Origin of the sequence: Dokdonia sinensis (genome assembly GCF_003688895.1) — a bacterium.
GTDB lineage: Bacteria > Bacteroidota > Bacteroidia > Flavobacteriales > Flavobacteriaceae > Dokdonia > Dokdonia sinensis.
Genome location: NZ_REFV01000013.1, coordinates 25,110 through 37,711 on the forward strand (window position 1 = coordinate 25,110; position 12,602 = coordinate 37,711).

13 protein-coding genes are annotated in these 12,602 nt (G+C 39.2%); 3 read left to right on the forward strand and 10 right to left on the reverse strand.

Annotated elements, in window-relative coordinates:
- Positions 1–31 precede the first annotated feature (31 nt).
- The 3 genes from EAX61_RS12605 (at position 32) to EAX61_RS12615 (ending at position 3,979) form a co-directional block, all read left to right on the forward strand.
- Positions 32–1,438 carry a hypothetical protein gene (locus EAX61_RS12605; RefSeq protein ID WP_121918060.1) on the forward strand — a complete coding sequence of 469 codons (1,407 nt, stop codon included), beginning with the start codon at positions 32–34 and terminating at the stop codon, positions 1,436–1,438.
- A 271-nt stretch (positions 1,439–1,709) separates the two neighbouring features.
- Positions 1,710–3,038: a signal recognition particle protein gene (ffh, locus tag EAX61_RS12610; RefSeq protein ID WP_121918061.1), complete on the forward strand. Its 1,329-nt coding sequence runs from the start codon at positions 1,710–1,712 to the stop codon at positions 3,036–3,038.
- A gap of 47 nt (positions 3,039–3,085) precedes the next feature.
- Positions 3,086–3,979, forward strand: coding sequence for a bifunctional 5,10-methylenetetrahydrofolate dehydrogenase/5,10-methenyltetrahydrofolate cyclohydrolase (locus EAX61_RS12615; RefSeq protein ID WP_121918062.1), 894 nt, complete (start codon positions 3,086–3,088; stop codon positions 3,977–3,979).
- Positions 3,980–4,078: 99 nt separating this feature from the next.
- On the opposite strand, the gene EAX61_RS12620 is transcribed toward EAX61_RS12615, so the two are convergent.
- The 10 genes from EAX61_RS12620 to EAX61_RS12665 form a co-directional block, all read right to left on the reverse strand.
- Positions 4,079–4,345, reverse strand: a complete 267-nt coding sequence (locus tag EAX61_RS12620; protein WP_121918063.1) for a hypothetical protein — start codon at positions 4,343–4,345, stop codon at positions 4,079–4,081.
- A complete protein-coding gene (locus tag EAX61_RS12625) occupies positions 4,346–5,080 on the reverse strand; it encodes a YebC/PmpR family DNA-binding transcriptional regulator (RefSeq protein WP_121918064.1) in 735 nt (244 codons plus the stop codon). It abuts the gene before it with no gap.
- Between the two features lie 130 nt (positions 5,081–5,210).
- A complete protein-coding gene (locus EAX61_RS12630) occupies positions 5,211–5,492 on the reverse strand; it encodes a 4a-hydroxytetrahydrobiopterin dehydratase (RefSeq protein WP_121918065.1) in 282 nt (93 codons plus the stop codon).
- A gap of 130 nt (positions 5,493–5,622) precedes the next feature.
- On the reverse strand, positions 5,623–6,459 hold the full coding sequence (locus EAX61_RS12635; protein ID WP_121918066.1) for a sugar nucleotide-binding protein: 837 nt from the start codon (positions 6,457–6,459) through the stop codon (positions 5,623–5,625).
- An 84-nt stretch (positions 6,460–6,543) separates the two neighbouring features.
- On the reverse strand, positions 6,544–7,635 hold the full coding sequence (gcvT, locus tag EAX61_RS12640; RefSeq protein WP_121918067.1) for a glycine cleavage system aminomethyltransferase GcvT: 1,092 nt from the start codon (positions 7,633–7,635) through the stop codon (positions 6,544–6,546).
- A 93-nt stretch (positions 7,636–7,728) separates the two neighbouring features.
- Positions 7,729–9,153 carry a GDSL-type esterase/lipase family protein gene (locus EAX61_RS16660; RefSeq protein WP_236642044.1) on the reverse strand — a complete coding sequence of 475 codons (1,425 nt, stop codon included), beginning with the start codon at positions 9,151–9,153 and terminating at the stop codon, positions 7,729–7,731.
- 20 nt (positions 9,154–9,173) lie between these two features.
- On the reverse strand, positions 9,174–9,584 hold the full coding sequence (locus tag EAX61_RS12650; protein WP_121918068.1) for a hypothetical protein: 411 nt from the start codon (positions 9,582–9,584) through the stop codon (positions 9,174–9,176).
- Positions 9,585–9,686: 102 nt separating this feature from the next.
- Positions 9,687–10,994, reverse strand: a complete 1,308-nt coding sequence (gene thrC / locus EAX61_RS12655; protein WP_121918069.1) for a threonine synthase — start codon at positions 10,992–10,994, stop codon at positions 9,687–9,689.
- Between the two features lie 174 nt (positions 10,995–11,168).
- Positions 11,169–12,098, reverse strand: coding sequence for a homoserine kinase (locus tag EAX61_RS12660; protein WP_121918070.1), 930 nt, complete (start codon positions 12,096–12,098; stop codon positions 11,169–11,171).
- Positions 12,099–12,209: 111 nt separating this feature from the next.
- Entirely contained in the window at positions 12,210–12,566 is a 357-nt protein-coding gene (locus EAX61_RS12665) for a four helix bundle protein (protein WP_121918071.1), read from the reverse strand.
- Positions 12,567–12,602: the final 36 nt, after the last annotated feature.

Genomic DNA, 12,602 nt, shown 5'->3' on the forward strand with positions numbered 1-12,602 from the left:
TTTTAACAGCACATAATTAAAAGCTGTTCTTATGAAGCAATACGTACCTATATATGTCCTCTTTTTTGTTCTAGCCACTCTGTTTGTAGGGTGCCAGAGTGAAAGTTCTGAACTTCTTACTACTGAGCAAGAAAGTACAGCGCTTACATCAGAGACGGAGACATTACTTGCTAAAATCTCCTTGAATGATGGTTCTCAAGATAACATTCTCGATGGAGCAAGTTGCTTAGAAATTGTATTGCCAATAACTGTAAACGTTAATAATACTCCTGTTACCATAAATAATCTGGATGATTTACAGACGGTTGAATTACTCACAGAGGAGCACGACGACGACGAGGATGTTATTGCTATAGACTTTCCCATAGAAATCACATTAGTCGACCATACAAAGGTTAGTGTTAATAGTATTGAAGAATTAGACGCACTAGCGAGTGATTGTCACGGCGATAATGAGGAAGATGAGGATATTGAAAGTGTAGATATGCGATATCCACTATCCTTTCCTGTTTTTGATCCGGTTACCTCAAATACCGACGTAAGAGTTGTCACAAATGATGCTCAACTGCACGGGTTAATGCAATTAATGTCACAGAGCAACGCGATTGTAGGACTTGAGTTTCCAGTTACATTGATTAAGGACGATGGTACTTCAATTGAAATTGTCTCTTACGATGCATTAGAAAGTACTGTTACAGCTCTCGATGCTGGATATGATGAAGATGATGATACAGATTATAATGATGATGATACGGTGATAATATCGCAAAGTGATTTTATAGATACGATTACACAATGTGGTTATGTTATAGACGCGCTGACCATTAATGGACAGTCACTAGAGAATACTTTTAATGATTATCATTTTGAGTTTTATGATTATCAAAATATTGTAACCGCTTGTATCGGTAACATTTTGTACTCGGGAACGTGGGAAGTAAGTACAGTAAATGGTAATATAAAATTAGCTTTAGATATTGAAGATTTACCACATATCAATAGAAACTGGATTGTACACGAGTTTACAAATGATAATGGTATCGTAGATTTTAGTTTAAGATTGGGCGAGGATACTCTCGATTTTAATATGGATTGTATTGATCAAACACCGGATGTCCTCGCTCTTCTTTCTAACGGTGATTGGGGTGTTTATTTATTTTATATCGGTGGGGTAGATGTAACAGTAAATTATTCTGACTATACGATAGATTTTAATGCAGACAGTACAGCTGTTGCACTTAATACGACTACTCAGCAAACAACAGACGGAGACTGGGAAGTCGCAAACTTTGGATTGGAATTGGGGCTTGATTTTGGTCAAGTGGCTCCTTTAAATGAATTTAATAATGAACAATGGCGTATTGATTATTTTGACCAGAATGAGATACATCTTTATGATTATAATACTGGAAATTTCCTTTTGTTAGAAAAGCTTTAATCCTACTAAGAATGCTAACATTAGTAACCGATATGTAAGACACAAACTACAACACAATCAGTACACCCAAGATAGATTTCTATCTTTTATAATTTGGTTGGTTATTATCCTGTACTGTTTGTGCAGTCTTGCATATCGCATTAAAGATCACACTCTCCCTAAAGTGTGATCTTTTTTTTTTGTGATTATCCTGTCGGAATAACTACCACGATGCTCGTTAAAAACCGCTTCAAATTCTTAAATTTGCAATCTTCAAATTCAGATTAAAATTATGTTTGATAATTTAAGTGATAAGTTAGATAAAGCACTACACGTCCTCAAAGGGCACGGAAGCATAACAGAGGTAAACGTCGCCGAAACACTCAAAGAAGTGCGTCGCGCTCTCATAGATGCCGATGTGAATTTCAAAACTGCAAAGGATTTTACAAATCGTGTAAAGGAAAAAGCGCTTGGACAGAATGTATTGACCTCACTCCAACCGGGACAACTTATGGTAAAGCTCGTAAAGGATGAGCTTACGGAGTTAATGGGTGGCGATGCTACTGGAATAGATTTATCTGGTTCACCATCTGTTATTTTAATGTCAGGTCTACAAGGTTCTGGTAAGACGACTTTTTCTGGAAAGTTGGCTAATTATCTCAAGACTAAAAAAACCAAAAAACCACTTTTGGTTGCCTGTGATGTGTATCGTCCAGCAGCGATAGATCAACTTCACGTCGTTGGTGATGCAATTAAGGTTGAGGTCTATTCTGATAGAGATGAGAAAAACCCTGTAAAAATTGCTCAAGATGGTATCGCTTTCGCGAAAGCGAACGGACATAACGTAGTTATTATAGATACAGCTGGTCGTCTCGCCGTAGATGAGGCCATGATGACCGAAATTAAAGAGGTACACAAAGCTATCCAACCACAGGAAACACTTTTTGTTGTGGATTCTATGACAGGTCAGGATGCCGTAAATACTGCTAAAGCCTTTAATGACATCCTTAATTTTGACGGAGTTATTCTCACAAAATTAGATGGAGATACCAGAGGTGGAGCGGCAATATCCATTAAATCTGTGGTCGATAAGCCTATTAAGTTTATAGGAACTGGTGAAAAGATGGAGGCTATAGATGTTTTCTATCCATCACGTATGGCAGACCGTATTCTGGGGATGGGTGATGTAGTTTCCCTTGTGGAGCGAGCTCAAGAACAGTTTGACGAAGAAGAAGCACGTAAGTTGCAGAAGAAGATTGCAAAAGATCAATTTGGTTTTGATGATTTCTTGAAGCAAATTCAGCAAGTCAAGAAGATGGGTAACATGAAGGATCTAATGGGAATGATCCCAGGAGCCGGAAAAATGATGAAAGATATAGACATAGATGATGATGCTTTTAAACATATTGAAGCTATTATTCACTCTATGACGCCTGGTGAACGTACGGACCCATCTAGCATCAATGCAAGTCGTAAGAAGCGTATAGGTAAAGGTTCTGGAACCTCTGTACAACAAGTAAATCAGCTCTTGAAGCAATTCAACCAAATGAGCAAGATGATGAAGATGATGCAAGGTGGTGGTGGTCGCAAGATGATGCAAATGATGAATAGAATGCGATAATCTCTGAGTGTCAATAAAATTAATCCAGCAAACTAAAGACGTTTCAAATGACAATTCTCGACGGAAAAAAAACCTCAAACGATATTAAAAACGAAATCAAAGCCGAAGTTGACAAGATGAAGGCAAATGGCGAAAAGGTGCCTCACCTTGCTGCTGTAATTGTCGGGAATGACGGCGCGAGTTTGACCTACGTGGGGAGTAAAGTTAGGGCTTGTGAGCGCATTGGTTTTGAGTCTACACTTATTAAGATGTCTAGCACAACAAGTGAGATTGAACTGCTAGATAAAATTGAAGACCTCAATAATAATGATGATATCGATGGCTTCATCGTTCAATTACCATTACCACCGCAGATTGATACTCAAAAAGTATTACTGGCTGTAGACCCAGATAAAGACGTAGACGGTTTCCACCCCACGAATTTTGGAAAGATGGCGCTGGATATGAGTACTTTTATTCCTGCCACTCCTTTTGGAATTTTGGAATTAATGGAGCGCTATCAAGTGGATACTGCAGGTAAGCACACCGTAGTTATAGGTCGTAGTCATATTGTAGGGCGTCCTATGAGTATTTTGATGGGTCGTAAAGGATTTCCTGGAAATTCTACAGTAACCCTAACACACAGTCATACTAAGAATATTACTCAGATTACTTCACAAGCAGATATAATAATTACAGCGCTCGGTGTCCCAGGATTTTTAAAAGCCGAAATGGTAAAAGACGACGCCGTAATTATTGATGTAGGAATTACAAGAGTTCCAGATGAAACGAGAGAGCGTGGTTACTATATCACGGGAGATGTAGATTTTGAAGAAGTAAGTAAGAAAGCATCTTTTATTACACCAGTTCCTGGTGGGGTAGGGCCTATGACCATCGCGATGCTACTTAAGAATACTTTACTAGCAAGAGAGCGTCACAGAGCAGCATCTAAAAAGAAATAGAAGATTAATTTTTAAATTAAAAGCGGGGAGTAGATTGAAAATTTGCTCCCCGTTTTATTATTCTTTTGTTAGAGTAAGATGTAAACTTAAAATCATAAGCTATTTTAAATAAAACTGTATTGAAGCATTTAATAAGAATAGGATTCCTAATAATGTTATGATCCAGTTATACTTCTTAAACAATAATCGAGATATCCCGTAGATAGCCAAAGTTATAACACCCACGATTAAAGGTATCCAGGCAATGACTAGCAAGGCCATACCGCGACCATTAGAAAAATCTCCATTTACTACGAGCATAGTGGATGCCGCTACCACAAATAGTAGGGATATAATATTCCATTTAGGCTCGTTAACGTAGGTCATCTAAGATTCGTCTGCATCTTCGGCAGAGGACTCCATTGTTGAGAATACGTTTTGTACATCATCATCTTCCTCTAGCCTGTCTATTAATTTATTTACGTCCTCTTCCTGTTCTGGTGTTAGTTTTTTTGTGACTTGAGGAATACGGTCAAAGCCAGATTCCAAAATTTCAATACCCTTTTCTTCTAAGGCGCTCTGAATAGCTCCAAAACTCTCAAACGGTGCATAGATATGAATGCCGTCTTCATCTTGAAAAACTTCTTCAGCTCCGTAATCTATAAACTCAAGTTCTATTTCTTCTACATCTTGCCCCTCAGCATTTACGCGAAAGGTACACGTGTGATCAAACATAAATACTACTGATCCAGAGGTGCCTAGGTTTCCATCACATTTATTAAAAGAGGCACGCACATTTGCCACAGTACGGGTATTATTATCTGTAGCAGTTTCTACTAAAATTGCGATTCCGTGCTGTGCATATCCTTCAAAAATCACCTCTTTGTAATCTCCCTGAGACTTATCTGATGCTCTTTTTATGGCGCGCTCTACATTATCTTTCGGCATGTTTACAGCCTTAGCATTTTGTATTACAGCTCTTAATCTAGAATTACTATCTGGATCTGGACCGCCTTCTTTTACAGCCATTACAATATCCTTCCCGATACGTGTAAAAGCCTTGGACATTGCGCTCCAGCGCTTCATTTTACGTGCTTTTCTAAATTCAAATGCTCTTCCCATAGTATGGCTAACAGTTGCCTAATGCAACTTTATATTTAAAATTCTGTTCTTTTTTACAACAAGCTCTAAGCTAAAAACGCCCAGTCTTTGCTGAGCGTAAAAATAGGAAAATCGATTATTTTTTAAAAGCCTAAGCGTTTAGGATATCTTCTATGGCGCTGGCCAGGTCAAAATCTTTTTCAGTCACCCCATTTGCATCGTGCGTACTTAAGGAAATATTAAGTTCGTTGTACGTATTACTCCATGTAGGATGATGATTGAGGCGCTCGCACTCAAAGGCGATACGCGTCATTGTAGAGAACACTTCTCTAAAATTTTCAAACTCAATGGTGGTGTGAATCGCGTTTTCATCATACTCCCAATCTGAAAATTCTTCTAAACGGTCATTTATTTGTGCTTCTGTAAGTTTCATAAGATAAGGTTTTGATTAATACGTATAAGGTACATATTTCCGCTTTCGCGAAAGCGTACTCCAGCAAATTTTCACAATAATTTAAGGGGTAATGAGCTTTTTACCTGTGACAGTATCTATTGCAACGAGCTTATAGATTTTTACTACCAGCTACAACCTCTTCGTTTGTAATAGCCAAATGTTTGGGCAGCGCATTATCCCGTGGAAGTACGGCGAGATACCGGTCAAAATTACTGGTATACACATTTTTATACACAGGTTTGCGCTTAAGATCCAGCATTGTGACTAGCTCGTGTACAAACTCTTTGTGATGAATTAAATCTTTACTCCCCAGATGAAAAATCCCGCTCAATTTTCGGTTAATAATATAATGGAGTTGCTGGCTAAATTTGGCTTGCGTCGTAGTATTGATAATAAGGTGCGGAAAAACCTCGATGGGTTCATCGAGTAGGAGTGCGGTTTTAATTTCGCGTAAGCGGGGAGATTGCATCCCAAAAACCATAGGCAAGCGGATAATGGTATATTGTTTTTCAGGTAAATTGCGCATCAGCGCTGTCTCACATCGTATTTTTAGTTTACCATATATACTTTCAGATAGAGTTTTGTCATTTTCATAACTAGGATAGTGGGAAAATGCGTCAAAAACATTGGCACTAGAAATAAATACAAGTCGGCAACCGCTTGCAGCAGCATACTCAACCATTAACTGGTGAGCCTCTAGCTGATCTTCAAAAGACCCACGTAATGCCGATATTACCACAGAGGGCTTCAACGCCTTCAGCAATTCAAAAATGTCGTCCTGCTCCAGACTATATTTTATAAAGTGCCTGTTATCTGAGTAAATTCTGCCCGTGTGATACGTGCCATAGGTATCATAGTAGCGATACAGTTCTTTATACAAAGCGCCGCCCAGAAAACCGCTGGCTCCGAGAATAAGGATTTTATCTTTTGACTTTTTGTAAGCGATAACTGTCTGTATAAATTTTCAAATCCCAAACTCCAAAAGGCTAACCTTTGGAATTTGGGATTTGAGATTATTGTCTCTATATCTTTATTTCTTGTAAAAAGGTGTCTTTACAACGGTGGCAGGAATGACTTTCTTGCGTATCTGTATGTTAATATTTGAGTCTGTTTTTGCGTAAGCGATATCTACATATCCCAGCCCAATACCTTTATCTACAGACGGACCCATTGTTCCTGAGGTCACACGACCTATTCTATTCCCCTCATCATCTACAATGTCATAACCTTGTCTAGGGATGCCGCGCTCGTTAAGCTCAAACCCTACGAGTTTTTGAAGTAAACCTGTTTCTTTTTGATATTTAAGGTGGTCGCTGTATACAAAATCTTTTGTAAACTTTGTGACCCAACCTAGTCCCGCCTCCAGAGGCGATGTCGTGTCGTCTATGTCATTACCGTACAAGCAATACCCCATCTCTAATCGCAAAGTATCTCGAGCTGCTAGACCAATGGGTTTGATATCAAAATCGGCCCCGGCCTCAAGTACTTTTTTCCAAAGTTGCTCGGCTTCCTCATTTTTACAATAAATTTCAAAACCTCCGCTTCCAGTATAACCCGTTGCACTTATAATAACGTAATCTAGCCCCGCAAACGGTGCCACTTCAAAAGAATAGAACTTAATAGAAGCAAGGTCTACATCTGTAAGTGATTGCATTGCCTCAATAGCTTTAGGACCTTGAATTGCAAGTAAGGAATGTCCTTCAGAAATATTGCGAAGTTCTGCCTTAAAACCTTTTAATGTTTGTTGTGCGTTTATCCACGCCCAGTCCTTGTCTATATTACTTGCATTAACTACAAGCATATATTGGTCTTCTTTAAGTCTATAAACGATCAGGTCATCTACAATTCCTCCTGTATCGTTAGGAAGGCAATTATACTGTGCGCCTCCAATATTAATTTTTGATATATCATTAGAACATACCCATTGTAATAGATTGATAGCATCCTCTCCAGATACTAAGAATTCTCCCATATGGGAAACGTCAAAAACACCAACACCTGTGCGCACCGTCTCATGTTCTGCATTTACACCTTCGTAAGAAACAGGCATATTGTAACCTGCAAAGGGAACCATTTTTGCTCCCAAAGCTTCGTGTATATGTGTAAGGGCTGTATTTTTCATATATAATATTGTGGTCTAGTTTAAGTCACAAATGTATGAAAAACGAAACCCTTCTTAAAGAGTGAAGGATAATTTAAGATTAGAGGATTGCGACTATATTTTAGCCGATATCAGTTTTTCCATAACTAGATATCCAGCTTCCGTGCAATGAACCCCATCGTAAGTCAAATCGCTTTGCATCCCGTTTCTTTCGTTCTTCATTGCGGTGTGATAATCTACATACGTATGATTATTTTGCGCAGCATACGTTTTAATCATACCGTTTAAATCTATAATCTTTTGAGCGGGTTCGAGACCTGTCTCCCACGGATAGTCGTACACAGGAAGCACGGAACAAAGTACAACGCTAATATTGTGCGCTTTAGCCAAGTCTGCCATTGTAAACAAATTATGCGCAACAGTTTCTATTGAAGTCTTTCCGGTATTACCTGCAATATCATTAGTTCCAGCTAGAATAACTACTTTTTTAGGTTTCAAGGCAATAACGTCCTGTCTAAAACGCAATAGCATTTGAGAAGTGGTTTGGCCACTCACACCACGATTAATAAATTCAGGGTGCGATTCCCAAAAGTCTGGACTAGTTTCAAGCCAACCTTCGGTAATGGAATCTCCCATAAAAACTACACTGTAATCATTATTTTGATCAACAAGTTTTTCATTTTCCTCCTTAAAGCGATTTATAAGAACTTTTTCCTCAAATTTGAGCCATTGTGGTGTACAATCGTCATTTGCATCTTCCCAGGTATGACTGTAAATCCAAGAAAAGAAATCTGGTTCGGAAAATGCATTGTCCCAGCTATTATGTTTTACATTAGGATAAAAGGATATTTTGGGAGTTGCTTCATTGCGCATTAGTGCCTCAGTAATTAACTTAGAATATCGAGCGGGAACGACACCATCATCTTCTCCGTGAAAAATCCAAATAGGCGTTTTACTTGCCCAATTTTTAATATTTGCTAGATTACCACCACCACATATAGCTGTTGCTGCGGCAAACATATCTGGTCGTCTATGGAGCATTTCGTAAGTGCCCATACCGCCCATAGATAGGCCACCTACATAAATTCTGGACTTATCTACATAGACTTTTTTTACCATTTCATCCATAAGAGAAATAACCGCACCCATCGCCCACGTAGGTTCACTCACTTCTGGAAAGGAGAAAATATTCTCCCCCATTTGCTCATTTCGAGTAATATCAACCTGTGCCCAGTAATCGTCCTTAGGGCATTGTGGGAAAATTATAATGGCAGGAAATTCATCGTTTTTCTGTACAAAGAGTTCGCTTCCGTGAGTAAGCTGCGCCGTGTTATCGTCTCCGCGTTCTCCAGCTCCGTGCAGAAATAGGTGTACCGGATATGTTTTGTTGGGGTCAAAATTCTTAGGCTTGAGCATCTGGTAACCTAGTGTTTTTCCTTTGTGCTCAAAAGTTTTGGCTTCAAACCCAGTGGACTTTTTGAGTGAAGAGGATTGTGCGGTTGCCGCTTTCGCGAAAGCGCAAAAAAGTATAAAAATCATTATCCTCATTATCGTTTTGTTTAATTCATATCCCTACGCAGTTCATCCTTTGTAGGAAATTTAAGTTCTCCACCGGAGTAGGTTGTTCCAAAAGTTTTAATCGCCGAGTAAAGTTGTGTAAAAGCATTCCTGAATTGTGACTCTGTAAGCTTCTTAAATGGATGTATGTATGCTGCGTACAACATCCCGTCACTCATCGCATATTTCACATCGAGCACGGTATGAAAATTTGCTTCCATACAAAGATTCATGATATCCGGAGTAATAGATTCTGTTGAAGTAATAGGAGCATAAATGCGCATACGATTATGCATTTCATCTGTATAACACGTCATAGAAACCCCCTTTACGTTAAGTTCCCAGTGCCCGAAACCACCCGAAACTTCACCTAAAAGGTCTTTGAAAATAATGGCCAATTGAGAATTACGCATCGTTTATGATTTGGTAGGCTAAAGTTAAACAAAAACCTAATCTACTGTACCAAAACCATATTTTTTATTGTAAAAGACTGAAGCACGCTTGCGCGAAAAACGTTAACTCCTTAGCAAATAATTTTTTAAATCCGCATAGCTATTTGCGTTTATGGATTCCTTTTTAGCATCCATTAAAACAGCAATTTGTTTAGGAAGATCTGTTATCTTTCCCACCACTGGCTCTACAGCGGGAAGAAATTTAACAGGATGAGCCGTCTCTAGAAAAACTCCATAAGCATCAGGTTCATTTTTGAGGTAATCCTTTAGTCCAAGATAACCTACCGCTCCGTGAGGATCTGCGGTGTACTCTAAATTACTATAAATGTGACGCATCGCACCTCGCGTTTGTGCGTCACAATATGAAAAAGAGGTAAATTTTTCAGAAAGTAAATTTTTATCGTTTTCAAACAACTGTAAAACTCGAATAAAATTACTCGGATCGCTTACATCCATAGCATTACTTATGGTTGCAACCGTAGGAGCTGGTCTATATTTTCCAGACTCCATAAACCGCGGAATAGTAGTATTGCTATTTACAGCTGCAACAAATTGTTTTACTGGCATCCCCATAAGGTGCGCTACCATTCCCGCACATATATTCCCAAAATTTCCACTAGGCACAGAAAATACCAAATTGTCTGATTTTCCTTGTTCTTTGAGTTTTTTAAAAGCAAAGAGATAATACAGAGACTGCGGCAACCAGCGTGCAATATTGATGCTATTGGCAGATGTAAGCTGGCGCTTATTCGTAATGGCTTCATCTAAGAAAGCTCTTTTGACCATTGCCTGACAATCATCAAAGTTACCGTCTACCTCTAGCGCCGTGATGTTTTCTCCCAGCGTTGTGAGTTGCTTTTCTTGAACTTCAGAGACTTTTCCAGAAGGGTAGAGGATGACCACTTTTATTCCAGGAACTTTATAGAAGCCTCGAGCAACGGCACCGCCTGTGTCGCCACTTGTTGCCACAAGTACAGTCACTTCTTCTTGTTGCTTGTTTTTCTCAAGAAAATAGCCAAGACATCTTGCCATAAAACGAGCACCCACATCCTTAAAAGCCATTGTAGGTCCGTGAAAAAGCTCTAGCGTAGCAACGTTTTTCTCTAACTCAACGAGAGGAAATTCAAAAGAAAGGACATCAGCGATAATTTCTGTTAAGGAATCGTCATCTATGGTGTCACCTACAAAAGGTTTCATTGCTGTGTACGCAATTTCATCTTTGGATAAATGCTCTATATTCTCCCAAAATGACACTGGTAACTTAGGAATGGATTCAGGAAAATACAATCCTTTATCTGGCGCAATCCCGCGGATTACGGCTTCGTCAAAGGTAACGGCAGGGGCTTTTTTATTTAGGCTATAGTATTTCATTTTGTCATTTCTGCGAACCTGCCTGCCGGCAGGCAGGGGCGGAAATCTCACCGAGAGAATCCCAAACTCCTTGTTTATTGTTCTACCGAAGTAGATAGATTATTAATTCAATTTTCTTATTTCAATTCAGACCTACTAGGAGCGCGTCGTGGCGGGAACATCTCGCAGGTCGACTTAACCAATCACCCGACACCCTTCACCATTAATTCGGCTAGAATAACTGTCTACTTTTAGACCATTACTTATATATAATGCAACGCTTTCGGTGAGGTAGTTTTCTATGTCCGCTTCCGCGAAAGCGAGACAAAACATACTAGGCCCGCTTCCAGAAATCCCGTGTGCAATGCACGAATTTTTCTCCGAAATATGCTTCACTTCATCAAAATGGGGAATGAGCTGTTTCCTATGAGGAGTGACCAGAGCATCCTTAAGACTTTCCTGAAAAAGTTCTTTGTCCCACTCGTATAATGAAGCTACAAAACTTGCCAGCGACTGCGACTGTGCGATCGCATCTGCCAGCGGAACCTGTTTGGGTAGTATCGCGCGTGCCTCCTTGGTTTTAATGGTAATGTGTGGATGCAAAATCCCGACATAAACGGTGTCCATAGGAGGAAGAGCAATTATTTTAAACGGGTCATAACCTGTTACCAGTGTTGTCCCACCATAAATACAAGGCGCAACATTGTCTGCGTGTTCATTTCCACTAGCGAGTGCTTCGCCCTTCATCGCATAACGTGTCAATTCAAGATTGTTGAGGGGATTTTCCAGAAACTGATTAATCCCAAAAACAGCTCCTGCCGCGCTCGCACTGCTGCTACCTATACCAGAGCCGGAGCGTATCTTTTTATGTATTTCTATCTCGACTCCAAAATCTGCGCTCACGGCTTCGAGCATCGCATTCCCCGCAACGCCTGCAACATTCTCGTGGGCTTCCATCGGAAGTTTTTCTCCTGTGATTTTTGTAATGGTGACACCTTTGGTTTTGGTTTTTCGGAAAACCATTTCGTCACCTATGCCCTCGAGTGCAAATCCCAGAGCGTCAAAACCACAGTTTACATTTGCAACCGTGGCAGGGCAGAAGATTTTAATACTTTTAGAATTCATTTAAAATATTGATTTTAATCACAAATCACAAATCACAAATCACAAATCACGAATCACAAATCACAAATCGCAAATCACGAATCACAAATTACAAATCGCAAAAATTTAGTTTTAATTCTTTCTTTTTTCGATGATTGATGAAAAAATTCGTTTTAGTTCATCTGCCTCTTTAATTAAATCACTTAGGATGTCTCTCTTATTTTCATTAAAGGGATTTCTGAGAAGTTTCAACCACAACACAGATTCCTTAGCTTCTTTACGACATATTTTTGCCCTAAAATTAAAATCTTTATCGCTGAGGTGCTCATTGGCTTCAATATAATTTGCTGCTACGGATCCTGATGAACGTACAACCTGTTTCCCATCTTCGGTGTTCGGAATACTTTTGCCTAAACTATAAATCAAAGTTCTCACCTCTTGAGCAAATAAAAAGGTTCTTTCTTCTAAGTCATAAGGTCTATTTTTCATTTTATAATTTGAGATTTGGAGTTTGTGATTTGTGAT